A 24,209-nucleotide genomic window follows, 5' to 3' on the forward strand; every position below is an offset into this window, starting at 1 on the left:
TCGGCAAGTACTACCCGAGGGGCGCGCGGGGGGCGGTAACTACTACCCGAGGTGCGCGGAAGCGCGGGGCGGGGGGGCGAAAGTGTGGGTCGGGGTGCGCGAATGTTGAATTCGGGGTGTCTGAGCGTTCGACTCGCGGGGGCGACACGCCCAACACGCCCGTGATCGGGTGACGCTGAGGGTGGGCGTGTGCGGGTTGAGTGGTGAACTCAGGGGGTCGACTCGCGGGTGGGTGGGAGGTCGGGCCAGATCTCCTGGGCCTGGGCGGCGGCGGCGCGGATGGCGGTCGCGTCCAGTTCCACGGCGGTCTCGGGGATGTCCTGGTCCGGCCACGCCACGAACAGGGTCACCGCCCCTTCAGGGGGCAACGGCGTCAGGTACACCTCGTGCCGGAAGTGGAACTGCCCGCCGTGGCCGCCGCGCGAGACCAGCGCGGGCTGCCCGTCGGACCGAGCGCCGTCGAGGTTGGTCACCCGGCGTCCGTCGGCGTAGAGGACCCCGAAGCGCAGTCCGCCCGCTGGGGGACGCCTGTCCGGGTGGTGGTGGAAGATCGAGGCGTGGCCGCGCCGGTCGCGCGGGGACCTCCGCAGGAACACCAGCAGGTCCAGGCCCACCCCGTCCGGCCAGCACTGGAGCCGTTCCAGCACGACGCGGGCGTGCGGTCCCTCGCCGAGCACCCGCTGCCATGGCAGCGTCACCGGCAGCACCCACTCGGTGGGCGGTGCCGCCAGGTCCGCCGGACGGGCGCGCAGCTCCTCGAACTCCGGTTCGTCCGCTTCGTGCGACTCCTCGGTGAAGAAGGTCATCACGCCCCCTCGCGCTAGTCCTTGCTGCCCGCCGACTCGGGCCGGATGAGGATCGCCACCCGGTCGTCGCTGGACACCGGCGCCCCGCCGGGGGCCTTGTTCACGGTGCCGATCAGCGCCGTCCGGTCGTCCAGCGCGACCAGCGCGCCGATCCGGCCGAAGCCGTCCTCGCCCTGGTGGGAGGGCTCGGGCTTGCCGGTGAAGCTGCCGTCCTGGTTCATCGGCAGGAACTGGGTGCCCGGCGCGTTCGCCGTCGCCACCCACATCACGTCCGACAGCGACGCGCAGCCGGTGATGCCGGGCTTGTCCGGCCACGACCACGCCGCGCTGGTCAGCGCCTTGCCCGCCTCGACCCGGTAGAGCAGGTCGGCGGTCTCGCCCGCGTCGGTCACCCAGGTCTTGGAGCCGTCGCCGGACACGCACAGGCCCGCTGGCGAGCGCAGGCCGCTGGCGTAGACCCGCGAGCCGGGAGTGGGGTTGCCGGGCGCGGGCTGGCCCGCGCCGTCGATGCGCAGCACCTTGCCCGCCAGCGACTCGGGGTTGGCGGCCAGCGCCGGGTTGCCCGCGTCGCCGGTGGCCACCAGCAGGGCGCCGGTGCGGTCGTAGGCCAGCACGCCGCGGTTGCCCGACGGCCCCTTGGGGATGCCGGTCAGGATCGGCTTGGGCGCGTCGCCGGGGGCGATGCGCAGCACGCGGTTGTCCGTGGCCGTGGTCGCGTACACGTAGACCAGCTGGTCCTCGGGGTAGGTCGGCGACAGGGTCAGGCCCGTCAGCCCGCCGTCGGAGGCGGCGTCGACCGCGATGGTGTGCAGGACGACCGGGTCCACGTCCTTGGTCACCCGCAGCAGCCTGCCGGTGGTGCGCTCGGTGGCCAGCGCGGTCACCACGCCCGCCTGCGTGACGTCGGTCATCGCCACCCCGGAGACCGGGTTCAGGCACGTCGCGATCACCAGGGGGTTGAAGTCCTTGCACCCCTGCGGGGGCGGCACCGAGGGCGGCGACTGGCCCTGCTGGGCCTGGCCGGGGGACTGGGGCAGCTCGCCGGGCAGTTCGGGTCGCGGGCCCGCCTGCGGCGTGAGCTGCACCTGCTCGCTCCACCCCGCCGGGGGTGGCTGCTCGGGGAAGCTGGCGCAGCCGACGGCCAGCAGGCCGACGACCGAGCCGATCAGCGCCGCACGGAGTCGTGACACGAGGACCAAGGTTAGGCGCGCGGCCGTGAACGCGCGGTGAGCGCCAGGTCCTCGACCGCGCTGTCCACGCCCTTGACCCGCTCCAGCAGCAGGACCAGCTCCTCCACCAGCACCGAGGGCGACTCCAGCGGCAGGAAGTGGGTGTTGGGCAGCATCCGCACGCGGGCCTGCGGCAGCCCGGACACCGGGCCGACCATGCTGGACGGCGCGGTCAGCGGGTCGTACCGGCCCGCCAGCACGGTCGTGGGGCAGGTCACCCCGGTCAGGTCCAGGCGCGGGCTGCGGCCGAAGGCCAGCGCCAGGGTGAAGTACCAGCGCCAGTCGTGCCGCAGGAACGGGCGCAGCGTCTCCAGGAAGGCGATGTTCGTCGCGGGCAGCGGCACCCGGTGCAGCACCGCGTCCAGCAGCGGCCCCGCCGCGCGCAGCGCCGCCGCGCCGGAGCGGCCCAGCAGCCTGCCCAGCTCGGCGGGCACGCCGGGCAGCGCCGCGAACGAGTCGCCCGCCGGGCCCGCGACCAGCATCAACCCGCTGACCCGCTCGGGGTGGCGCAGCGCCAGCTCGGCGGCCAGGGTGACGCCGGTGGACCAGCCCGCGACCACGCACCGCCGCACGCCCGCCGCGTCGAGCACCGCGATGGCGTCGGCCACGTGGTCGGCGACCTCCACGCGCGACTCGTCGGCGGGCCGCGCCGAGCCGAGGGTGCCGCGGTGGTGCCAGCTGTGCACCCGCGCCGGGAACGCGGGCCACGCCCGCGCGGCGAACCCCAGGCCGGGGCACAGCAGCACGTCCGGGCCGTCCGCGTCCACCCGCCAAGCCCTGATGCGCGTCCCGTCCGGGGAGAGGACGTCGTGTTCCCGCATGGTCGCAAGTGTGCCGTAACGTGCAGGCGTGACGCTCACCGTGCTGGTCCCCGACGATCTCGGCCTCCGCGTCCTGTCCGAGGTGGACGGTCTGCTCCCCGTGCGCTACGAGCCCGGCGAGCCGATCCCGCCCGAGGGGCGCGACGCCGAGGTGCTGGTGCCCAAGTTCCTCCAGGGCACCGATCCCGCCGAGGTGTTCGCCCAGCTGCCGAAGCTGCGGCTGGTGCAGCTGCTCAGCGCGGGCGCGGAGCGGTTCGTCGGCCGGGTGCCCGAGGGCGTGCTGCTGTCGACCTGCCGGGGCGCGCACGGCGGCAGCACCGCGGAGTGGGCGGTGGGCGCGCTGCTGTCGGTCTACCGGGACTTCCCCGCCTTCGAGCGGGCCCGGCAGGAGCGGCGCTGGGACTTCCACCCCACGGAGACGTTGCAGGACAAGGAGATCCTCGTGGTGGGGGCGGGTGACCTCGGCGAGCAGTTCCGCCGCCGGGTGGAGCCGTTCGGGGCCTCGGTGACCATGGTGGGGCGCAGCGCGCGGGACGGCGTGCACGCGGTGTCCGAGCTGCCCTGGCTGCTGGGCGGTTTCGACGCGGTGCTGATGGTGGTGCCGCTGACCACCGAGACCACCCGGATGGTGGACGCGGAGTTCCTGTCCCGCATGAGGGACGGCGCGGTGCTGGTCAACGCCGCGCGCGGCGCGGTGGTGGACACCCCGGCGTTGCTGGCCGAGCTGGAATCCGGGCGGCTGCGCGCGGCGCTGGACGTGACCGACCCGGAGCCGCTGCCGTCGGACCATCCACTGTGGACTGTCCCGGGGCTGTTCATCACCCCGCACGTGGCGGGCAGCTGCACGGGCAGCGGCGGGCGCGCCTACCGCGTGGTGGCCGAGGAGCTGGCCCGGTTCGCGCGCGGCGAGCAGCCGCGCAACCTGGTGCGCGGCGAGTACTGACCCGATGCCTGCTACTCCGTTCGGGTGAAGCCACGCGGCGGAACGGACGCTCGCGGTGGTCGACCGAACCTCCTAGCGTGCGGGTTCGTGGCAACTCACGACGATCGCTCGAAGGCTGCGGGCGACTTCCCCGACGACGGTCCCTACTCCCCGAGTGGCACCGCCGTGGGGGCGCACCACTTCGACGACGCCATCCCGGCGTTCGACAAGGGGACCAGCAGCTTCGACACCTCGGGCTACACCCCGATCGCCTCGCTCGACCAGTCCTCGTCGCCCCTGGACGAGGTGGACGAGCGCAAGCCGTTCGGCTGGACCGGCAGCGCCGACCTCGGCCTGCTGGCGCTGCGGCTGGCCCTGGGCGGGGTGTTCGTCCTGCACGGGGCGCAGAAGGTGTTCGGCCTGTTCGGCGGGCCGGGCATCGACGGGTTCGCGAACTACCTGCAAGGCCTGGGGTTCCGCGAGGCGCGCGTGCTGGCCTGGGTCACCGGCGTCACCGAGCTGGGCGGCGGCGCGCTGCTGGTGCTCGGCCTGCTCACGCCGCTGGCCGCCGCGGGCATCCTCGGCGTGATGGCCAACGTGCTGGTGCTCAACCACCGCAACGGGTTCTTCCTGCCCGACGGGGTGGAGTTCGAGGCGGTGCTCGCGGCGATGGCGTTCGCGGTGCTGTTCGCCGGTCCCGGCCGGGCCGCGCTGGACTACAACCGGGCCTGGTTCCGGCACCCGCTGCTGTCCGGTTTCCTCTGCCTGCTCGTCGCGGCGGGCGCGAGCGCCGCGACGCTGTACGTCTTCCGCTGAAAAAAAATCACCCGGCCGGTCGACGGAAGCCGACCGGCCGGGTGAGAGCGTCGCCTCTTACTTGTTCACGTCGCGCACCGCGCCGGTCGAGGCGTCGGTGGCCATCCGCGCGTAGGCGCGCAGCGCCGCGGTCACCGGGCGGACCCGGTCCACCGGCTGCCACGGCCGCTCCGAGGCCTCCATCTTGGCCCGCCGCTCGGCCAGCACCGCCTCGTCCACCAGCAGCTCCAGCCGCCGCTCGTGCACGTCGATGACGATCCGGTCGCCGTCCTGGACCAGGCCGATGACGCCGCCGCCCGCCGCCTCCGGCGAGACGTGGCCGATGGACAGGCCCGACGTGCCGCCGGAGAACCGGCCGTCGGTGATCAGCGCGCACTTCTTGCCAAGGCCCGCGCCCTTGAGGAACGCCGTCGGGTGCAGCATCTCCTGCATCCCCGGCCCGCCCGAGGGGCCCTCGTAGCGGACCACCAGCACGTCGCCCGGCTGGATCTCCTTGTTCAGGATCACCGACACGGCCTGCTCCTGGGACTCCACCACGCGCGCGGGCCCCTCGAAGTGCCACAGGTCCTCGTCGACGCCGGCGGCCTTGATGATCGCGCCGCGCTCGGCCAGGTTGCCGCGCAGCACGGCCAGGCCGCCGTCCTTGGTGTAGGCGTGCTCGACGTCGCGGATGCAGCCGCCTGCGGCGTCGGTGTCCAGCTTCGACCAGCGGTTGGTGGTGGAGAACGCCTGCGTGGTGCGCACCCCGCCGGGGGCGGCGTGGAACAGCTCGACGGCCTTCTCGGACGGGGAGGCGGCGCGGATGTCCCAGGCGTCCAGCCACTCGGCCATGGTCTCGGAGTGCACGGTGCGCACGTCCTCGTTGAGCAGCCCGGCCCGGCGCAGCTCGCCCAGCAGCGCGGGGATGCCGCCCGCCCGGTGCACGTCCTCCATGTGGTAGTCGGAGTTCGGCGAGACCTTGGCCAGGCACGGCACCCGGCGGCTGAGGGCGTCGATGTCGGCCAGCGTGAAGTCGACCTCGCCCTCCTGCGCGGCGGCCAGGATGTGCAGCACCGTGTTGGTGGAACCGCCCATGGCCATGTCCAGCGCCATGGCGTTCTCGAACGCCTTGCGGTTGGCGATCGAGCGCGGCAGCACCGACTCGTCGTCCTCGCCGTAGTAGCGGCGGCACAGCTCGACCACGACCCGGCCCGCCTCGGCGAACAGCTCGCGCCGCGCGGCGTGCGTGGCCAGCGTGGAGCCGTTGCCCGGCAGCGCCAGGCCCAGCGCCTCGGTCAGGCAGTTCATCGAGTTCGCGGTGAACATGCCCGAGCACGACCCGCAGGTGGGGCACGCGGAGCGCTCGACCTCGGTCAGCCCGGCCTCGTCCACCTCCGGCGACGCGGACGCGGAGATGGCGGTGATCAGGTCGGTCGGCGCGACGGCCACGCCGTCCACCACGACCGCCTTGCCCGCCTCCATCGGCCCGCCGGAGACGAACACCACCGGGATGTTGAGCCGCATGGCCGCGTTGAGCATCCCCGGCGTGATCTTGTCGCAGTTGGAGATGCACACGATGGCGTCGGCCTGGTGCGCGTTGACCATGTACTCGACCGAGTCGGCGATGATCTCGCGCGAGGGCAGCGAGTACAGCATCCCGCTGTGGCCCATGGCGATGCCGTCGTCCACGGCGATGGTGTGGAACTCGCGGGGCACGCCGCCCGCCTCGCGCACCGCCTCGGCGACGATGTCGCCGAGGTCACGCAGGTGCACGTGACCCGGCACGAACTGCGTGTAGGAGTTGGCGATGGCCACGATCGGCTTGCCGAAGTCCGAGTCGGTCATGCCGGTCGCGCGCCAGAGGGCGCGGGCGCCCGCGGCGTTGCGGCCATGCGTGGTGGTGCGGGAACGGAGCGGTGGCACGGCTCCTCCAGGATCTTTACGTGGTGTCGCGGCGGGCGCGTCGTGGGCGCCGAGGTCCGGGAGCGGTGCCTAGAGGCTACCCCGCCGCAACGCCCCGGTGACCAGAACGCCCGCGAGCGCGAGGGTGACCACGTGCACGACCGTGCACCACAGGCAGATCTTGCCGATCAGCACGAACTCGGCGGCCACCAGGTAGACCACGAACAGCACGCCCACCCCGACCGCGCCCAGCCGCACCCAGTCCAGCTCGCGCCGCCGCCACGCCCACGGCAGGCACAGCGCGGTCAGGAACAGGAAGAACAGCGCGCCCAGCAGCGCCACCGGGACGCCCAGCAGCTCCGACTGCTCGCTGGAGGTGACCGTGGCGCAGTCCACGACGCTGCTCTCGGCGCACACCAGCAGGCCGGTCGAGTAGTGCGAGACGGTGAGGTAGACCGAGACCGCGAGGCCGATCAGGGACAGGACGAGGCTGCTGACCCGCGTGTTCGACGTCACCCGTCGGACTCTACGGGCGGGTCCGTTGGCTCCCCGTCAACCGACCCGGCCGTGGGCGTCGCGCTCGGGTCGGCGACCCGCCCGCCGCTGGCGGCGGCCAGCGCGGGCAGGTGGCCCGCGCGCACCGCGGGCAGCCGGACCAGCGTGCCGTCCGAGCGCAGCGCGCTCAGCCAGCCCCGGCTCTCGACCTTGATGGCCTTGACCTCCGACCACGGCACCTCGCGCGTGCCGAACGTGCCGCGCGCCACGATGCGCTCCTCGTCCACGGTCGTGCGGTTGCGCCACACCCACCACGCGAAGCCCAGCGGCAGCAGGTACACCACCTGCAGGCCGGGGGCGGAGAACGCGAACGGGGTGGCCGCGATGACGGTCAGACCGGCCGCGAGCAGGGCCGTGGCGGGGATGCGGAACACCAGCTTGGACACGTCGCAGATGCTCCCAGGCATCCGCCGGACGGGCTCGTCCAGGTGCCGTTCGGACCCGCCGGGAGTCCACCATCCGGGAGAGCCGTCCCGCAGAGTTGACGCTGCCCCCGTTGGAGGGCTACCTTCAGCCCATGCGGCGCAACCTCGTTCTCGTACTTCCCAGGCGCGTCGACGCCTAGGGCCAAGAACAAGCTTGCGTCGACGCGCGACCCTCGTACGACCCGTTCCCTGGGCCGACGAGGGTTTTTTCGTGCCCGGACCGTGCGTTCCCACACACCACGAGGCAGACAGATGACCAGCGCAACTTCGCGACCGGCGGCGGGCGAGACGCCGTCGCCCCGCCCAGGACCCCGGCCCAAACCGGCCCCGCCGACCGGCGCCCCGGTCCGCGTGACCGGCGCCCAGTCCCTCGTCCGCTCCCTCGAGGCGGTGGGCTGCGAAGTGGTGTTCGGCATCCCCGGCGGCACGATCCTGCCCGCCTACGACCCCCTGCTGGACTCCACCAAGGTCCGCCACGTGCTGGTCCGCCACGAGCAGGGCGCGGGCCACGCGGCCACCGGCTACGCCCAGGCCACCGGTCGGGTCGGGGTGTGCATGGCCACCTCCGGCCCCGGCGCGACGAACCTGGTGACCCCGCTGGCCGACGCCAACATGGACTCGGTGCCGGTGGTCGCCATCACCGGCCAGCAGACCCGCCCGCTGATCGGCACGGACGCCTTCCAGGAGGCGGACATCTGCGGCATCACCATGCCGATCACCAAGCACAACTTCCTGGTCACCGACCCGGCGGACATCCCGAGGGCGATCGCCGAGGCGTTCCACCTGGCGGCCACCGGCCGCCCCGGCCCCGTCCTGGTGGACATCCCCAAGGACGTGCTGCAGGAGATGACCTCGTTCTCCTGGCCGCCGGAGCTGCGCCTGCCCGGCTACCGGCCGACCACCCGGCCGCACGGCAAGCAGGTGCGCGAGGCCGCGAAGCTGATCGCCACCGCCCGCAGGCCCGTGCTCTACGTCGGCGGCGGCGTGATCAAGGCCGACGCCTCGGCGCAGCTGCTGGAGCTGGCCGAGTCCACCGGCATCCCGGTGGTCACCACGCTGATGGCGCGCGGCGCGTTCCCCGACTCGCACCCCCAGCACCTGGGGATGCCGGGCATGCACGGCACGGTCGCCGCGGTCGCCGCGATGCAGAAGGCCGACCTGCTGGTCGCCCTGGGCGCGCGGTTCGACGACCGGGTCACCGGCCAGCTGTCCACCTTCGCGCCGGACGCCCAGGTCGTGCACGCCGACATCGACCCGGCGGAGATCTCCAAGAACCGCCGCGCGGACGTGCCGATCGTGGGCGACTGCAAGGAGATCATCACCGAGCTGGTGGACGCGGTGAAGGCGGAGAAGGACAACGCCACCCGCGAGGTCGACCTGGCGCCGTGGTGGGCGCAGATCGACTCGTGGCGGGAGACCTTCCCGCTGGGCTACGACTGGCCCGACGACGGCACCCTGTCCCCGCAGTACGTCATCGAGCGCATCGGCGCGCTGACCCCGCCGGACGCCGTGTTCACCGCGGGCGTCGGGCAGCACCAGATGTGGGCGGCGCAGTTCGTCAAGTACGAGCGCCCGCGCAGCTGGATCAACTCCGGCGGCCTGGGCACGATGGGCTACGCGGTGCCCGCGGCGATGGGCGCCAAGGCGGGCGTGCCGCAGTCGCAGGTGTGGGCCATCGACGGCGACGGCTGCTTCCAGATGACCAACCAGGAGCTGGCCACCTGCGCCATCGAGGGCCTGCCGATCAAGGTCGCGGTCATCAACAACGGCAACCTGGGCATGGTCCGGCAGTGGCAGACCCTGTTCTACGGGGAGCGCTACTCCAACACCGACCTGGGCACCCACAAGCACCGCATCCCCGACTTCAAGCTGCTGGCCGAGGCGCTGGGCTGCGCGGGCCTGCGCGCGGAGTCGCGCGAGGAGGTCGACGCGGTGATCCAGCAGGCCATGGAGATCAACGACCGCCCGGTGGTCATCGACTTCGTGGTCGGCAAGGACGCCCAGGTGTGGCCGATGGTGGCGGCGGGCACCGGCAACAGCGAGATCATGGCCGCCCGAGGCATCCGCCCGCTGTTCGACGAAGACGACGTCTAGGACCTGATGATGACCAAGCACACCCTGAGCGTTCTGGTCGAGGACAAACCCGGTGTCCTCGCACGGGTCGCGGGCCTGTTCTCCCGGCGCGGCTTCAACATCGAGTCGCTGGCCGTCGGCCGCACCGAGCACCCGGACATCTCCCGGATGACCATCGTGGTCTCGGTCGACGAGCTGCCGCTGGAGCAGGTGACCAAGCAGCTGAACAAGCTCGTCAACGTCATCAAGATCGTCGAGCTGGAGCCGTCGGCCGCGGTGCAGCGGCAGCTGCTGCTGGTCAAGGTCCGCGCGGACGCCACCGTGCGCAGCCAGGTGCTCGAAACGGTGCAGCTGTTCCGCGCGAAGGTCGTCGACGTCTCCCCGGAGGCGGTCACCGTCGAGGCCACCGGCACGTCTGAGAAGCTCGACGCGCTGCTGCGGATGCTGGAGCCCTACGGGCTCCGCGAGATCGTCCAGTCGGGCATGGTCGCCATCGGCCGCGGCGCCCGCTCCATCACCGCGACCGCGGTGCGCTGATTTTCCGGAACCAGGAAGGAAGTACCCACCAGTGAGCGTCGAGATCTTCTACGACGACGATGCCGACCTGAGCATCATCCAGGGGCGCAAGGTCGCGGTCATCGGCTACGGCAGCCAGGGCCACGCCCACGCGCTGAGCCTGCGCGACTCCGGCGTCGACGTCCGCATCGGCCTCCCCGAGGGCTCGAAGTCCCGCGCCAAGGCGGAGGAGGAGGGCCTGCCGGTGGGCACGCCCGCCGAGGTCGCCGCCGAGGCCGACCTGATCATGATCCTGGCGCCGGACACCGCGCAGCGGCACATCTACGCCCAGGACATCGCGCCCAACCTCAAGGACGGCGACGCGCTGTTCTTCGGCCACGGGTTCAACATCCGCTACGGCCTGATCGAGGCTCCGTCCAACGTGGACGTCGCCATGGTCGCCCCCAAGGGCCCCGGCCACCTGGTGCGCCGCCAGTTCGTCGACGGCAAGGGCGTGCCCGCGCTGATCGCGGTGGAGCAGGACGCCTCGGGTTCGGCGCAGGCGCTGGCCCTGTCCTACGCCAAGGCCATCGGCGGCACCCGCGCGGGCGTCATCAAGACCACGTTCAAGGAGGAGACCGAGACCGACCTGTTCGGCGAGCAGGCGGTGCTCTGCGGCGGCGCCTCCGCGCTGGTGCAGGCGGGCTTCGAGGTGCTGACCGAGGCGGGTTACGCCCCCGAGGTGGCCTACTTCGAGTGCCTGCACGAGCTGAAGCTGATCGTGGACCTGATGTACGAGGGCGGCATCGCCCGGATGCGGTACTCGATTTCCGACACCGCCGAGTACGGCGACCTCACCCGCGGTCCGCGCGTGATCACGCCCGCGGTCAAGGAGGAGATGCGCAAGATCCTGGGCGAGATCCAGGACGGCACCTTCGCCACCGAATGGGTGAAGGAGGACGACGCGGGTCGCGGCAACTACAAGAAGTTGCAGCAGGAGGGCGAGCAGCACCCGATCGAGGAAGTCGGCAAGAAGCTGCGCGGACTCATGTCGTGGGTGGACCGGCCGATCACCGAAACGGCCTGATCGAGCTTTTCCCGCAACGGAGCCCGCGGCTGTCGCAGACGCCGCGGGCTCCGGTATACCTGGCACATGACCGACAGCGCGCCGATCTACGACGACAAGGCCCACGTGCGGGGCAACCTCGACCTCTCGGGGGCGAAGTGGATTCGCAGCGACGAGGGCGCGGAGGAGGAAGAGGAGCACGTCGAGATCGCGTTCGTCGAGCACACCGACGGCGTGACCTACACGGCGATGCGGAACTCGGCGCAGCCGGACGGCACGGTGCTGGTGTTCACCCCGGCCGAGTGGGAGGCGTTCATCCTGGGCGTCAAGGACGGCGAGTTCGACGAGCCCTGGTAGTCCCACCCCCTGTCCCACCGCGCGTGCAAGTACTACCCGACCCGTCGTAATGGGCCGCTGACTACTACCCGGCTCACGTTCCACCGGCACGGGTAGTAGTTATGCGCTCGACCGGACCCCACGGGTAGTACTTGCGGACGCGGGGATTGGGCGGTGGGGAAATCTGAATTTCGTTCGGTGACGAACCGGACAGCGGGGCCAATATAGCCGCGATGTGGAAATGCGCAGGTGAACTGCCCCACCCGGCCACGGACGCCGACCCCCGCCAGCTATCCTGTTAACAACCCGGACACATTGCCGTGGCCGGCTGGCGCGGGTGTCCCCGCTGGCCCGCGCTCCCACCCACCAGCACACCACCGGGAGCCACGTCCGTGACCAACACGAGCCGACCCGTCGTCCTGATCGCCGAGAAGCTGGCGCCCTCCGTCCTCGACGTCTTCGGCGACGACATCGAGGTGCGCCACGTCGACGGCACCGACCGCCCCGCGCTGCTGGCCGCCGTCGCCGACGCCGACGCGCTGCTCGTCCGGTCCGCCACCAAGGTCGACGCCGAGGTCTTCGCGGCCACCACCAAGCTGAAGGTGGTCGCCCGCGCGGGCGTCGGCCTGGACAACGTCGAGGTCCCGGCGGCCACCGCGCGCGGCGTCATGGTGGTCAACGCGCCGACCAGCAACATCGTCTCCGCCGCCGAGCACGCCGTGGCGCTGCTGCTGTCGGTGGCCAGGCAGATCCCGGCCGCGCACGCCAGCCTGGTCGGCGGCGCGTGGAAGCGCAGCTCCTTCAACGGCGTCGAGCTCAACGGCAAGACCGTGGGCGTGGTGGGCCTGGGCAAGATCGGCCAGCTGTTCGCGGCCCGGCTCGCCGCGTTCGGCACCCAGCTGATCGCCTACGACCCGTACGTGGCCCCGGCCCGCGCCGCCCAGCTGGGCATCGAGCTGGTCAGCCTGGAGGAGCTGCTGGAGCGCGCCGACGCGATCTCCATCCACCTGCCCAAGACCCCCGAGACCAAGGGCCTGATCGGCGCCGAGCAGCTGGCCAAGACCAAGCGCGGGGTCATCATCGTCAACGCCGCCCGCGGCGGCCTGGTGGACGAGGACGCGCTGGCCCAGGCCATCAAGGACGGCCAGGTCGGCGGCGCGGGCATCGACGTGTTCGCCACCGAGCCGACCACGGCCAGCCCGCTGTTCGGCCTGCCCAACGTGGTGGTCACCCCGCACCTGGGCGCGTCCACCAGCGAGGCGCAGGACCGCGCGGGCACCGACGTGGCCAAGTCGGTGCTGCTGGCGCTGGCGGGCGACTTCGTGCCGGACGCGGTGAACGTGCAGGGCGGCGGCGTGGTCGGCGAGGAGGTCCGGCCCTACCTGCCGCTGGTGCAGAAGCTGGGCACGGTGGTGGCGGCGCTCAGCGCCAAGGCCCCGACCTCGGTCACCGTCGAGGTGCGCGGCGAGCTGTCCAACGAGGACGTCGAGGTGCTGCCGCTGGCCGCGCTGCGCGGGGTGTTCTCCAGCGTGGTGGAGGAGCAGGTCACCTTCGTCAACGCGCCGAGCCTGGCCGCCTCGCTGGGCGTGACCGTCGAGCTGGTCAAGGAGCCGGAGAGCGCCAACCACCGCAGCCTGGTGACGGTGCGCGCGGTGCAGGCCGACGGCGCGGTGCTGTCGGTGTCGGGCACGCTGACCGGCCTGGACCAGGTGCAGAAGCTGGTGGGCGTCAACGGCCGCAGCTTCGACCTGCGCGCCGAGGGCAACGTGCTGCTGCTGGAGTACCCGGACCGCCCCGGCGTGATGGGCACCGTCGGCACCCTGCTCGGCGAGGCGGGCGTCAACGTCGAGGCCGCGCAGATCAGCCAGACCAAGGACGGCGCGGACGCCTTCATGCTGCTGCGCGTGGACCGCCCGGTGGACACCGCGGTGCTCAACCCGATCGGTGCCGCGGTGGGTGCGCGCACCGTCCGCTCGGTCAACTTCGACTGAGTCGGATTTCCCGAACGGGTTAACGCCGTCGGGACCGTTGCGGTGAATATCGCCGCAGGTCCCGACGGCGTTCCAGTTCACGGTCAGGTGTTAAATCTGTGGGCGTCATCACCCTGTCGGACTAATCGCTCGAAACGGTGAACGGATTAGGTTGCCTCCCACGAGGTCGACCCGGCGCCGTAGAGGGCACGGCGCCACGCGGGCAGCTCCCCACTCGGTTCCCACTCCCGGTCCGCCGCCGCAGGGTCGTACCCGACCTCGGTTGGGGCATGTTGTGAGCAGATCCCGTGTGGTCGCCAGATCAGCCGCACCGGTGTTGGCCGCGATGCTCGTCGTGAGCGCGGTTCCCGGCACGGCGCTGGCGGACGAGGACCCACTGGCGCAGTCCGTGGCCGCCGCGCGCGGCATGGACGCCGCCGCGCTGCGGACCAAGATCGCGCCGCGGCTGTCCACCGCCCAGGGCAGGGTGACCGCGTTCGTCGAGCTGGCGGCCAAGCCCGCCGTCGACGCCTACGCGGAGAAGACCGGCCAGGGCGCGAGCAGGCAGCAGGCGAAGGACGCGGCCAAGGCCACCAAGAACGAGACCGCGAAGGTCGTCGACCGGGTGGTCGGCGAGCTGCGCGGCAAGGACGCGAGCACCAAGGAGGTCTACCGGACCGCCAACGGCGTGCCCGGCGTGGTGGTCACCGCCGACGCGGCGCGGGTCCGCGAGCTGGCCGCCCGCCCGGACGTGAAGTCCGTGCGCACCGTGGTGCCCAAGAAGAGCACCAACTCCAGCGCCGTGCAGCTGACCAACACCCTCAAGGCGTGGCAGCAGTACGGCAGGCTCGGCGAGGACGTCCGGGTCGGCGTCATCGACACCGGCATCGACTACACCCACGCCGACTTCGGCGGCCCCGGCACCCCCGAGGCGTTCAAGGCCATCGACGAGACCAAGGTCGACCCGTCGTACTTCCCGACCGCCAAGGTCGTCGGCGGCTACGACTTCGTCGGCAACGCCTACGACGCCGACAGCGAAGACCCGGCCGTCAACACCCCCAAGCCCGACCCGAACCCGTTGGACTGCAACAGCCACGGCTCGCACGTCGCGGGCACCGCGGCCGGTTTCGGCGTCAACGCCGACGGGTCCACCTTCACCGGTGACTACACCCGACTCACCCCCGAAGCGCTCAACGCCATGCGCATCGGCCCCGGCACCGCGCCCAAGGCCCTGCTGTACGCGCTGAAGGTGTTCGGCTGCGAGGGCTCCACCAGCGTCACCTCGCAGGCGCTGGACTGGTCGCTGGACCCCGACGGCGACGGCGACTTCTCCGACCACCTCGACGTGGTGAACCTGTCGCTGGGCTCGGACTACGGCGCCCCGGACGACCCGGACAGCCTGTTCGTCCGCAAGCTCAACGCCTCCGGCGTGCTGACCGTGTTCGCCGCGGGCAACGGCGGCGACCTCTACGACATCGGCGGCTCGCCGGGCAGCACCCCCGAGGCGCTGACCGTGGCCAGCACCCGCGACGCCTACGTGCTGCGCGACGCGGTCGAGGTGACCGCGCTCCCCGGCGCGGCGGGCGGGAAACCCGGCCAGTACAGCCAGAACTTCGACTACCAGGGCTTCAGCGCGACCGCGCCGGTGGTGGCGCTGACCGATCCGTCCAACGCGGACGGCTGCCAGCCGTTCTCGGCCGCCGACCAGGCCGCGGTGGCGGGCAAGTTCGTGTGGCTGGAGTGGGACGACAACGACGCCAGCCGCCGCTGCGGCTCCGGCGCCCGCGCCAACAACGCCACCGCCGCGGGCGCGTCGGGCGCGCTGTTCACCTCGTCGCTGGAGCACTTCAACGCGGGCATCGCGGGCAACGCCGCCATCCCGGTGTTCCAGCTCACCAGCTCGGCCACCGCGGCGCTGCGCCCGGCGCTGACCGCGGGCACCCTGGTGGTGCGCCAGGCGGGCGAGCTGCGCACCTCGCTGCCGACCTACGACCAGTCCATCACCGACACCCCCAGCACGTTCACCTCGCGCGGGGTGCGCGGCCCGGCCGTGAAGCCGGACGTGGCCGCCCCCGGCGACAGCATCGCCTCGGCGCTGGTGGGCTCCGGCAACGGCGTGATGGCCGCCAGCGGCACCTCGATGGCCGCGCCGCACACCACCGGCATCGCCGCGCTGGTGCGCCAGGCCCACCCGGACTGGACGCCGGAAGAGGTCAAGGCGGCCGTGATGAACTCGGCGAACGCCGACGTCAAGGAGGACGGCAGGACCTACGCGCCCAACCGCGTCGGCTCCGGCCGCGTCGACGGCAAGGCCGCCCTGGACAACCAGGTCCTGGCCTACGTGCAGGACGACCCCGGCGCGGTCAGCGCGTCCTTCGGCGTGGTCGAGGTCTCCGGCAAGGTCGCGCTGTCCAAGACGATCAAGGTGGTCAACAAGAGCACCAAGTGGGTCGACTACGCCGTCGGCTACGAGGCGCTGACCACCATCCCCGGCGTGCGCTACGAGCTGTCGGCCAACACCGTGCGGCTCAGCCCGCGCGGCGTGGCCAAGGTCAAGGTGACGCTGAAGATCGACAACCCGAGCGAGCTGCGCAAGACCGTCGACCCGACCGTGCAGCCGCTGCACCTGGACACGCCGCGCCAGTTCCTGGCCGACGCCTCCGGCCGCGTGGTGCTCACGCCCAAGAGCGGCTCCTCGGTCCCGCTGCGGGTGCCGGTGCACTCCGCGCCCAAGCCGGTGTCGGACATCAACGTGCCCGCCGACGTCAAGTTCACCCGCGGCGCGGACCAGGCCGTGCTGAACCTGACCGGCCGCGGCGTCGACCAGGGCGCGTACCGCTCGCTGGTGAGCGTGCTGGAGCTGCAGGCCACCTCGCCGAAGCTGCCCGAGTGCCGCCGCCAGGTGACCTCGGGCTGCACGCTCAACGACACCGCCAAGGGCGGCGACCTGCGCTACGTCGGCGTCGCGTCGACCGCGCCGCTGGCCAGGGCGCAGGGCAAGCCGCACGAGTCGCTGCTCGCGTTCGGCCTGGCGACCTGGGGCAACTGGTACAACCTCGGCAACAACACCATCCCGTTCGTCGACATCGACACCACCGGTGACGGGGTGCCGGACTTCGAGACCTACGCGACCAAGCTGGCCGACACCGACCTGCTGGTCGCCGTCACGCAGAACCTGGCCACCGAGCAGACCGTCGACATCCAGCCGGTCAACGGCCAGTTCGGCGACGTGGACACCAACGTCTTCGACACCAACGTGGTGGTGCTGCCGGTGCTGCTGACCGCGCTGGGCCTGGACCCGGAGGCCGACACCGCCAAGCTGTCCTACCAGGTCGGCACGACGGGCTTCTACATCGCGCCGGGCAACAGCGCCGCCGTGGTCGACAACACCGGCACGCTGTCCTACGACCCGCTCAAGCCGGGCCTGTGGGCGCAGGGCGGCGGCGACGCCGCGCTGTCCTACCTGGCGCGGCCGGGCACGGCCCTGGTGGTCAACCGGACGCCGGGCACGAGCGCGGACAGCCTGCTCGTGCTCAACCACCACAACGCCACCGGCGACAAGGCCGACGTGGTCAAGGTGAGGGGCGCGGGCGGCCGTTCGGCGGGCTGATCCGATGCGCCGCTCTGGCCGGCCGGGGTTGCTCCCGGCCGGCCAGAGCTGTTTAGTCGCTTCGGGTGACGGCCGAACGGGGGTTCTGGACCGTTCGGGTGTCCCGCAGTCCGGGAGATATCCCCACTCGGGCGTGTTCCGGGTGCGGCGGAGCACCACCGGGCCGGTAGCCTTTCGCAATGGAAACTAGTCCCGAGAAATGGGACTGATACCTGGGAGGTGTGTTAATGCGGCTCGCAGTGATCCCAGGAGACGGGATCGGGCCCGAGGTCGTCGCCGAGGCGCTGAAGGTGCTGGGGGAGGTCGTCCCGGCGGCCGAGATCACCCGCTACGACCTCGGTGCGGCGCGCTGGCACGCCACAGGTGAGCTGTTGCCGGAGTCCGTGCTGGGCGAACTGCGCCAGCACGACGCGATCCTGCTCGGTGCCGTGGGCGACCCGTCGGTGCCCAGCGGCATCCTGGAGCGGGGTCTGCTGCTCCGGCTCCGGTTCGAGCTCGACCACCACGTGAACCTGCGGCCCGCGCGGCTGTACCCCGGCGTCCGCAGCCCCATCGCGGACCCGCCGGAGATCGACATGGTGGTGGTGCGCGAGGGCACCGAGGGGCTGTACGCGGGCAACGGCGGCCTGCTGCGCAAGGACACCCCGCACGAGATCGCCACCGAGGTGTCCATCAACACCTCGTTCGGCGTGGAGCGGGTCGTCCGGGACGCGTTCGCGCGGGCGGCCAACCGGCCGCGCAAGCACCTGACGCTGGTGCACAAGACCAACGTGCTCACCCACGCGGGCTCGCTGTGGTCGCGCGTGGTCGAGGAGGTCTCGCTCCAGCACCCGGACGTGACCGTGGCCTACCAGCACGTCGACGCGGCCACCATCCACCTGGTGACCGACCCCGGCAGGTACGACGTGATCGTCACCGACAACCTGTTCGGCGACATCCTGACCGACCTGGCGGCGGCGGTGACCGGCGGCATCGGCCTGGCGGCCAGCGGCAACCTCGACGTGACCCGGCGCAACCCGAGCATGTTCGAGCCCGTGCACGGCAGCGCGCCGGACATCGCGGGCCAGGGCGTGGCCGACCCGACCGCGGCGGTGCTGTCGGTGGCGCTGATGCTGGACCACCTCGGCGAGAGCGAGGCGGCCCGGCGGATCGAGGCGTCGGTGGCGTTCGACCTGGCCACCCGCGACCACAACTCGCCCGGCGCGACCTACGCGGTGGGCGACCGCCTGGCGGCCCTGGTGTCGTCCAACGCCCGCGCGGGCGCCTGACCCCCGACGGAGCCGAGCGCCCTCCGGGGCGCTCGGCTCCCTCTTTCCCGCGAGTCGAACGCTCAGGACCCCTGAGTTCGTCGTTCGGGTTGGGTTGTCCAGCAAAGCGCGCTCGCCGCGCGGCAGGCCGCCAAGGACGGCGGGTCGCGCCGTCCCGCTGCACGCGCTCCGCGCGCGCCTCTGGTGCGTGGGCAAGTACTACCCGAGGGGCGCGCGGGGGCCGGTAACTACTACCTGACGTGCGCAAAGTGCGGCTTGGGATGCGCGAACGTTGAGTTCGGGGTGCCTGAGCGTTCGACTCGCGGCGTGGGGACGTAGGGTCTGGGTGCCGCCCCGTGGGGGAAGTCCGGTCGAAGTCCGGCGCTGACCCGCAACGGTAGGCCCAGCGACGGCTGGGCGAGCCCGATCACCCGCGGGCGGTGCACGAGACTCCACTCCCGCCGTGGTCTGCGGGACGGAACGGCGCCGCTCCCGCGCGTCCACCGGCCGTGGCCACCCGCCCGAAAGGCGACCGGTGACCCGCGCCGCACCCGGCACCGCCCGGACCTGCCTGATCCTCACCGCCCTGCTGGCGCTCTCCCTGGTCTGCGGGGTCGCCCTGGGCCCGGTGCGGATTCCCCTGCCCGACGTGCTGGCCCTGCTGCGGGCCGCCGTCGTCGGCGACACCATCGACGTCTCCCAGGCGGGCGCCTACCGGATCGTCTGGGACATCCGCCTGCCCAGGGTGCTGCTGGCCGCGGTGGTCGGCGCCGGGCTGTCCACGGTGGGCGTGGCGGTGCAGGCGCTGGTGCGCAACCCCCTGGCGGACCCGTACGTCCTGGGCATCTCCTCGGGGGCGAGCGTGGGCGCGACGGCCGTGGCCGCGTTCGGCCTGTTCGCCTCACTGGGGATCTACGCCCTGTCCACCGCGGCGTTCCTGTCCGCCCTGGCCGCCATGGCGCTGGTGTACCTGGTGGCCAGGAGCCTCACGCCGCTGCGCCTGGTCCTGACCGGGACGGCGATGGCGTACGGGTTCTCCGCCATCGCCATGCTGCTGGTGTTCCAGGCGCCCAGGGGCGAGGCGGCCCGCTCCGCGATGTTCTGGCTGCTGGGCAGCCTCGGCGGGGTCACCTGGGCGGCGCTTCCGGTGGCCGCGGTCACCACGGCGGCCGGGATCGCGTTCCTGCTGGGCAAGGCCAGGGTGCTCAACGCGCTGGCGATGGGGGACGAGGCGGCGACCACGCTCGGGGTGGACGTGACCCGGCTGCGCCGCGGCCTGTTCGTGGTCACCGCGGCGATGACCGGTGTGCTGGTGGCGGTCAGCGGCGCGGTCGGCTTCGTGGGGCTGGTGCTGCCGCACGTGGTGCGGCTGCTGGTGGGCGCGGACCACCGCCGGGTGCTGGTGGTGGCTCCGCTGGCGGGGGCCTGCTTCCTGGTGTGGGTGGACGTCGCCGCGCGCCTGCTGGCGGCGCCGGAGGAGTTGCCGCTGGGGGTCATCACCGCCGCGCTGGGCGTGCCGTGCTTCGTGCTGCTGATGCGCCGTCGCGGCTACGTCTTCGGGGGGCGCTGATGGACGTCGAGATCCAGGACCTGGACTACGCGCCGATCCTGCACGGCGTCACGCTGGCCGCGCGCAGCGGCGAGGTGCACGGCATCGTCGGGCCCAACGGCAGCGGCAAGTCCACCGCGCTGCGCTGCGTCTACCGGGCGCTCAAGCCCAGCGCCGGCCGGGTGCTGCTGGACGGCGAGGAGCGCGGGGACATCGCGCGGCACCTGGCCGCGCTGATCCAGGACAGCAGCCTGGAGTTCGACTTCACGGCGGCCGAGGTGGTCGCCACCGGCAGGTTGCCGCACCAGCGCGGCTTCGCCAGGGAGTCGGCGCACGACCGGCGGGTCGTCGAGACGGCGCTGTCCGATGTGGACGCCGCGCATCTGGCGGACCGGGGGTTCCTGACGCTGTCCGGCGGTGAGCGGCAGCGGGTGCTGATCGCGCGGGCGCTGGCGCAGCAGCCGCGGGTGCTGGTGCTCGACGAGCCGACCAACCACCTCGACATCCACCACCAGCTCGCCGTGCTGCGCCTGGTGCGCGGGCTGGGCGTGACCGTGCTGGCCGTGCTGCACGACCTCAACCTCGCCGCCGCGCACTGCGACCGGGTGCACGTGCTGGCGCGGGGGCGGGTGGTGGCCAGCGGGACGCCCGCCGACGTGCTCACCCCCGATCTCGTCGCCGACGTCTTCGGGGTGCGCGCCCACGTCGTGCGGCACCCGGTCAGCGGTGCGCCGCAACTGCTGTTCGACCTCCAGGAGGAAACCCCGTGAGAAGGTTCGCCGCGCTCGGCCTCGTCCTGCTCACCACGGCTTGCGGCGCGACCGTCGCGCAGGAGCAGGGTGGCGTCACCACCACGGTCACCAACTGCGGCCAGGAGGTGTCCTACCGCACGCCGACGAGGGTGGTCACCAACGACACCGGCATCACCGAGCTGATGTTCGCGCTGGGGCTGGCCGACCGCGTGGTGGGGTACGTGGTCGGTCCCGGCCAGCACCGCGACGTGGAGACCTCGCCGTGGAAGGCGGACTTCGACCGGGTGCCCAAGCTGGCCGAGCGGATCAGCAAGGAGGTCGTCCAGGGGGCGGGCGCGGACCTGGTGTTCGCCGGGTGGAACTACGGCTTCTCGGAGAGCACCGGCCTGACCCCGGACTCGTTGCGGGACTTGGGCGTGGCCACCTACCAGCTCACCGAGGCGTGCCGCAACGGCGTGGGCAAGCAGCGCGGCATCATGCCGCCGCTGGAGGCCCTCTACACCGACTTGCGCAACCTCGGCCGGATCTTCGGCGTGAGCGACCGGGCCGAGCGGCTGGTGGCCGAGTACCAGGCGCAGGTCGCCCGCGCCGCCGAGCTGATGGCGGGCAGGCCGCGCCCCAGGGTGTTCCTCTACGACAGCGGGCTGGACCAGCCGTTCACCTCGGGCCGCAACGCCGCGCCGCAGGACATCATCGGCCACGCGGGCGGGGACAACATCTTCGGCGACCTCGACGACAGCTGGACCACCGTCGGGTGGGAGGCCGTGGTGGCCCGCGACCCCGAGGTCGTCCTGATCAACGACTACGCCGACGGCGACGCCGACACGCCGCAGCAGAAGGAGGCGTTCCTGCGCTCCTACCCGCCGCTGGCCGGGGTCACCGCGGTGCGCGAGGGCCGGTTCTTCGCCCTGCCCTACGCGGCGCTGGTGGAGGGGCCGCGCAACCCCGCCGCGATCGAGGCGCTGGCCCGCTACCTCGCGGGCGCGTAACCAGAATGTGGGACAGCCCGCCCGTGGACTGGTACGGGCGGGCGGGGTGTGGCACTATCCCTGGCGTGGCCCACCACACCGCGATCATTATCGACGAGCGCGCCGGCTGAAGCTCCCCGAGCACCCGGCGCGCCGACCTCTCGCATCCCTGCGGGGGGTCTTTTTGTTTTTCCGCCACCCCCACCACCCCGCGACCCGAAAGCCCCAGGAGCCCCCGTGACCACCCTCGGCGATTCTTTCCACGTCTACGACACGACCTTGCGGGACGGCGCGCAGCGCGAGGGCATCTCCTACTCGGTCAACGACAAGCTGGTGGTGGCCCGCCTGCTGGACTCGCTGGGGGTGGGCTTCATCGAGGGCGGCTGGCCGGGCGCGCTGCCCAAGGACACCGAGTTCTTCGCCCGCGCCGCGGCGGGCGACCTGGAGCTCAAGCACGCGCAGCTGGTGGCGTTCGGCGCCACCCGCAAGGCGGGCGCGAAGGTCCACGAGGACCAGCAGGTGCGCGCGCTGCTGGACTCCCGCGCGCCGGTGGTCACGCTGGTGGCCAAGTCCGACCGCAGGCACATCGAGCGCGCGTTGCGCACCGACGTGGCCGAGAACTGCGCGATGGTCAAGGACACCGTGCGGTTCCTGGTGGGCGAGGGCAGGCGGGTGTTCCTCGACGCCGAGCACTTCTTCGACGGCTACGCCTTCGACCCGGACACCGCGCTGCGCGTGCTGGAGTCCGCTGTGGAAGGTGGCGCGGACGTGGTGGTGCTGTGCGACACCAACGGCGGCCAGCTCCCGCTGGGGTTGTCGCGGACGGTCGCCGACGTGGTGGCCCGCACCGGATTCCGGGTCGGCATCCACTGCCAGGACGACACCTCCTGCGCGGTGGCCAACACCATCGCGGCGGTGCAAGCGGGTGCGACCCACGTCCAGTGCACCGCCAACGGGTACGGCGAGCGGGCGGGCAACGCGGACCTGTTCGCCGTCGTGGGGAATCTGGTGACCAAGCTCGGGATGCCGGTGCTGCCCGCCGAGTCGCTGCCCGAGCTGACCAGGGTGTCCCACGCCCTGGCCGAGATCGCGAACATCGCGCCCGACACCCACCAGGCCTACGTCGGGTCGTCGGCCTTCGCCCACAAGGCGGGGCTGCACGCGAGCGCGATCAAGGTCGACCCGGAGCTGTACAACCACATCGACCCGGAGGCCGTCGGCAACGGGATGCGGGTGCTGGTCACCGAGATGGCCGGGCGGGCCAGCCTGGAGCTCAAGGGCCGCGAGTTCGGCATCGACCTGGCCCGCAAGCCGGAGGCGCTGAGCAGCGCGGTGCGCAAGGTCAAGGAGCTGGAGGCGGGCGGTTGGTCGTTCGAGGCCGCCGACGCCTCGCTGGAGCTGCTGCTGCGCGGGGAGCTGTCCGAACTGGACTCGCCGCCGTTCGCCCTGGAGTCCTACCGGGTGGTGCTGGACCACCGCTCGGACGGCCTGATCGTGTCCGAGGCCACGGTCAAGGTGCACGTGGCGGGGGAGCGGGTCATCGCCACCGCCGAGGGCAACGGCCCGGTGCACGCGCTGGACGCGGCGCTGCGCAAGGCGCTGCTGCCGCACCTGTCCTGGCTGGACCGGGTGGAGCTGAACGACTACAAGGTGCGCATCCTCACCGATCAGCACGGCACCGACGCGGTCACCCGCGTGCTGGTGGAGTCCACCGACGGCGAGCGGGAGTGGACCACGGTGGGGGTGCACGGCAACATCGTCGAGGCGAGCTGGCTGGCGCTGTGCGACGCGCTGGCGCACAAGGCGATGCGGGCCGCCGCCGACCTGGTGGGCTCGTGAGCGCGCGGGCCTGCGGTTAGGGTGAAGTCCGTGCGCATTGCCCGAATCGCCCAACCAGATGGCCTGGCCTTCGCCGCGATCGAAGGCGAGGGCGACGACCTGGTCGCCGCCGAGATCGCCGACGAGCCCTTCGGCAAGCCGACGTTCACCGGCCGCCGCTGGCCGCTGGCCGACGTGCGGCTGCTGGCCCCGTTCCTGCCGCCGAAGATCGTCTGCGTCGGCCGCAACTACGCCGAGCACGCGGCGGAGCTCGGCAACGAGGTGCCCGAGAGCCCGCTGATCTTCCTCAAGCCCAACACCGCGGTGATCGGGCCGAACGCGGAGATCAAGCTGCCCGCGGTGTCCGAGCGGGTGGACTTCGAGGGCGAGCTGGCCGTGGTGGTCGGCGTGGGCGGGCGGGACATCCCCGCCTCGCGCGCCGCGCAGTCCGTGCTGGGCTACACCATCGCCAACGACGTGACCGCTCGCGACCTGCAGAAGTCCGACGGCCAGTGGACCCGCGCCAAGGGCTTCGACACCTTCTGCCCGCTGGGGCCGTGGGTGGAGACCGAGTTCGACCCGTCCGACGCGCGCATCCGCACCGAGCTGGACGGCGAGGTCAAGCAGGACGCGCGGACCTCGATGCTGGTGCACGACATCCCCGCGCTGATCGAGTACATCTCCTCGGTGATGACGCTGCGCCCGCTGGACGTGATCCTCACCGGCACCCCGGCGGGCGTGGGCCCGATGAAGGCGGGCCAGACGGTGTCGGTCACCGTCGAGGGCCTGGGCACCCTCACCAACCAGGTCGCCAACCGCTGAAACCGCGTCCGCGAGCACCACCCGGCCCCCCGTCGGGTGGTGCTCGCG

Annotated in this window: 20 protein-coding genes and 1 riboswitch; of the genes, 14 read left to right on the forward strand and 6 right to left on the reverse strand. The window is 72.3% G+C overall.

What is annotated here, in order from left to right; genetic code table 11:
* Positions 1-209: 209 nt before the first annotated feature.
* The 3 genes from IEZ00_RS09265 to IEZ00_RS09275 are packed head-to-tail and all read right to left on the reverse strand — an operon-like array spanning position 210 to position 2,856.
* Positions 210-806, reverse strand: a complete 597-nt coding sequence (locus tag IEZ00_RS09265) for a hypothetical protein (RefSeq protein WP_189222772.1) — start codon at positions 804-806, stop codon at positions 210-212.
* A 14-nt stretch (positions 807-820) separates the two neighbouring features.
* Positions 821-1,996: a PQQ-dependent sugar dehydrogenase gene (locus IEZ00_RS09270; protein ID WP_189222773.1), complete on the reverse strand. Its 1,176-nt coding sequence runs from the start codon at positions 1,994-1,996 to the stop codon at positions 821-823.
* An 11-nt stretch (positions 1,997-2,007) separates the two neighbouring features.
* The gene (locus IEZ00_RS09275) at positions 2,008-2,856 is read right to left on the reverse strand and encodes an alpha/beta fold hydrolase (RefSeq protein WP_189222774.1); all 849 of its coding nucleotides are present in this window, start codon (positions 2,854-2,856) and stop codon (positions 2,008-2,010) included.
* A gap of 28 nt (positions 2,857-2,884) precedes the next feature.
* Between IEZ00_RS09275 and IEZ00_RS09280 the strand changes: the two genes are divergently transcribed.
* Positions 2,885-3,799, forward strand: a complete 915-nt coding sequence (locus tag IEZ00_RS09280; RefSeq protein WP_189222775.1) for a 2-hydroxyacid dehydrogenase — start codon at positions 2,885-2,887, stop codon at positions 3,797-3,799.
* Positions 3,800-3,886: 87 nt separating this feature from the next.
* Positions 3,887-4,594 carry a DoxX family protein gene (locus tag IEZ00_RS09285; protein WP_189222776.1) on the forward strand — a complete coding sequence of 236 codons (708 nt, stop codon included), beginning with the start codon at positions 3,887-3,889 and terminating at the stop codon, positions 4,592-4,594.
* 57 nt (positions 4,595-4,651) lie between these two features.
* Here the strand turns inward: IEZ00_RS09285 and ilvD are convergent, their stop codons facing one another.
* The 3 genes from ilvD to IEZ00_RS09300 form a co-directional block, all read right to left on the reverse strand.
* The gene (ilvD, locus tag IEZ00_RS09290; RefSeq protein WP_189222777.1) at positions 4,652-6,496 is read right to left on the reverse strand and encodes a dihydroxy-acid dehydratase; all 1,845 of its coding nucleotides are present in this window, start codon (positions 6,494-6,496) and stop codon (positions 4,652-4,654) included.
* A 69-nt stretch (positions 6,497-6,565) separates the two neighbouring features.
* Positions 6,566-6,991 (reverse strand): vitamin K epoxide reductase family protein, encoded by a 426-nt coding sequence (locus IEZ00_RS09295; protein ID WP_189222778.1) that lies wholly within the window; start codon positions 6,989-6,991, stop codon positions 6,566-6,568.
* Complete coding sequence (locus IEZ00_RS09300; protein ID WP_189222779.1) at positions 6,988-7,416, reverse strand: PH domain-containing protein; 429 nt, start codon at positions 7,414-7,416, stop codon at positions 6,988-6,990. Before IEZ00_RS09300 ends, IEZ00_RS09295 begins: the two co-directional genes overlap by 4 nt.
* Before the next feature lie 291 nt (positions 7,417-7,707).
* Here IEZ00_RS09300 and IEZ00_RS09305 point away from each other — a divergent pair, with 291 nt between their 5' ends.
* The 12 genes from IEZ00_RS09305 (at position 7,708) to IEZ00_RS09360 (ending at position 24,161) form a co-directional block, all read left to right on the forward strand.
* Positions 7,708-9,549, forward strand: coding sequence for an acetolactate synthase large subunit (locus tag IEZ00_RS09305; protein ID WP_189222780.1), 1,842 nt, complete (start codon positions 7,708-7,710; stop codon positions 9,547-9,549).
* A gap of 9 nt (positions 9,550-9,558) precedes the next feature.
* A complete protein-coding gene (gene ilvN, locus IEZ00_RS09310; protein WP_189222781.1) occupies positions 9,559-10,065 on the forward strand; it encodes an acetolactate synthase small subunit in 507 nt (168 codons plus the stop codon).
* A gap of 31 nt (positions 10,066-10,096) precedes the next feature.
* The gene (ilvC, locus tag IEZ00_RS09315) at positions 10,097-11,110 is read left to right on the forward strand and encodes a ketol-acid reductoisomerase (RefSeq protein WP_189222782.1); all 1,014 of its coding nucleotides are present in this window, start codon (positions 10,097-10,099) and stop codon (positions 11,108-11,110) included.
* A 66-nt stretch (positions 11,111-11,176) separates the two neighbouring features.
* Positions 11,177-11,446: a DUF397 domain-containing protein gene (locus tag IEZ00_RS09320; protein ID WP_189222783.1), complete on the forward strand. Its 270-nt coding sequence runs from the start codon at positions 11,177-11,179 to the stop codon at positions 11,444-11,446.
* Between the two features lie 371 nt (positions 11,447-11,817).
* The gene (serA, locus tag IEZ00_RS09325; protein ID WP_189222784.1) at positions 11,818-13,416 is read left to right on the forward strand and encodes a phosphoglycerate dehydrogenase; all 1,599 of its coding nucleotides are present in this window, start codon (positions 11,818-11,820) and stop codon (positions 13,414-13,416) included.
* A gap of 325 nt (positions 13,417-13,741) precedes the next feature.
* Positions 13,742-17,005 (forward strand): S8 family peptidase, encoded by a 3,264-nt coding sequence (locus IEZ00_RS09330; RefSeq protein WP_189223309.1) that lies wholly within the window; start codon positions 13,742-13,744, stop codon positions 17,003-17,005.
* Between the two features lie 227 nt (positions 17,006-17,232).
* Positions 17,233-18,273, forward strand: a complete 1,041-nt coding sequence (locus tag IEZ00_RS09335) for a 3-isopropylmalate dehydrogenase (protein ID WP_189222785.1) — start codon at positions 17,233-17,235, stop codon at positions 18,271-18,273.
* Positions 18,274-18,588: 315 nt separating this feature from the next.
* Positions 18,589-18,705: riboswitch (cobalamin riboswitch) on the forward strand.
* Positions 18,706-18,787: 82 nt separating this feature from the next.
* Positions 18,788-19,822, forward strand: coding sequence for a FecCD family ABC transporter permease (locus IEZ00_RS09340; protein ID WP_209622102.1), 1,035 nt, complete (start codon positions 18,788-18,790; stop codon positions 19,820-19,822).
* On the forward strand, positions 19,822-20,571 hold the full coding sequence (locus IEZ00_RS09345) for an ABC transporter ATP-binding protein (RefSeq protein ID WP_189222786.1): 750 nt from the start codon (positions 19,822-19,824) through the stop codon (positions 20,569-20,571). The genes IEZ00_RS09340 and IEZ00_RS09345 overlap by 1 nt, the downstream gene beginning before the upstream one ends.
* Positions 20,568-21,542, forward strand: a complete 975-nt coding sequence (locus IEZ00_RS09350; protein WP_189222787.1) for an ABC transporter substrate-binding protein — start codon at positions 20,568-20,570, stop codon at positions 21,540-21,542. Before IEZ00_RS09345 ends, IEZ00_RS09350 begins: the two co-directional genes overlap by 4 nt.
* A gap of 216 nt (positions 21,543-21,758) precedes the next feature.
* Positions 21,759-23,360 (forward strand): citramalate synthase, encoded by a 1,602-nt coding sequence (cimA, locus tag IEZ00_RS09355; RefSeq protein WP_189222788.1) that lies wholly within the window; start codon positions 21,759-21,761, stop codon positions 23,358-23,360.
* A gap of 30 nt (positions 23,361-23,390) precedes the next feature.
* Positions 23,391-24,161 carry a fumarylacetoacetate hydrolase family protein gene (locus tag IEZ00_RS09360; protein ID WP_189222789.1) on the forward strand — a complete coding sequence of 257 codons (771 nt, stop codon included), beginning with the start codon at positions 23,391-23,393 and terminating at the stop codon, positions 24,159-24,161.
* Positions 24,162-24,209: the final 48 nt, after the last annotated feature.

It is taken from the genome of Saccharothrix coeruleofusca, assembly GCF_014648515.1.
GTDB classification, from domain to species: Bacteria; Actinomycetota; Actinomycetes; order Mycobacteriales; family Pseudonocardiaceae; genus Actinosynnema; species Actinosynnema coeruleofuscum.

What these genes read in the sequence shown, in the direction of transcription:
- IEZ00_RS09265 (WP_189222772.1), bottom strand. Translation starts at nt 806, where the DNA reads ATGACCTTCTTCACCGAGGAGTCGCACGAAGCGGACGAACCGGAGTTC.
- IEZ00_RS09275 (WP_189222774.1), bottom strand. Translation starts at nt 2,856, where the DNA reads ATGCGGGAACACGACGTCCTCTCCCCGGACGGGACGCGCATCAGGGCT.
- IEZ00_RS09305 (WP_189222780.1), top strand. Translation starts at nt 7,708, where the DNA reads ATGACCAGCGCAACTTCGCGACCGGCGGCGGGCGAGACGCCGTCGCCC.
- ilvN (WP_189222781.1), top strand. Translation starts at nt 9,559, where the DNA reads ATGACCAAGCACACCCTGAGCGTTCTGGTCGAGGACAAACCCGGTGTC.
- IEZ00_RS09320 (WP_189222783.1), top strand. Translation starts at nt 11,177, where the DNA reads ATGACCGACAGCGCGCCGATCTACGACGACAAGGCCCACGTGCGGGGC.
- IEZ00_RS09330 (WP_189223309.1), top strand. Translation starts at nt 13,742, where the DNA reads ATGCTCGTCGTGAGCGCGGTTCCCGGCACGGCGCTGGCGGACGAGGAC.
- IEZ00_RS09335 (WP_189222785.1), top strand. Translation starts at nt 17,233, where the DNA reads ATGCGGCTCGCAGTGATCCCAGGAGACGGGATCGGGCCCGAGGTCGTC.
- IEZ00_RS09345 (WP_189222786.1), top strand. Translation starts at nt 19,822, where the DNA reads ATGGACGTCGAGATCCAGGACCTGGACTACGCGCCGATCCTGCACGGC.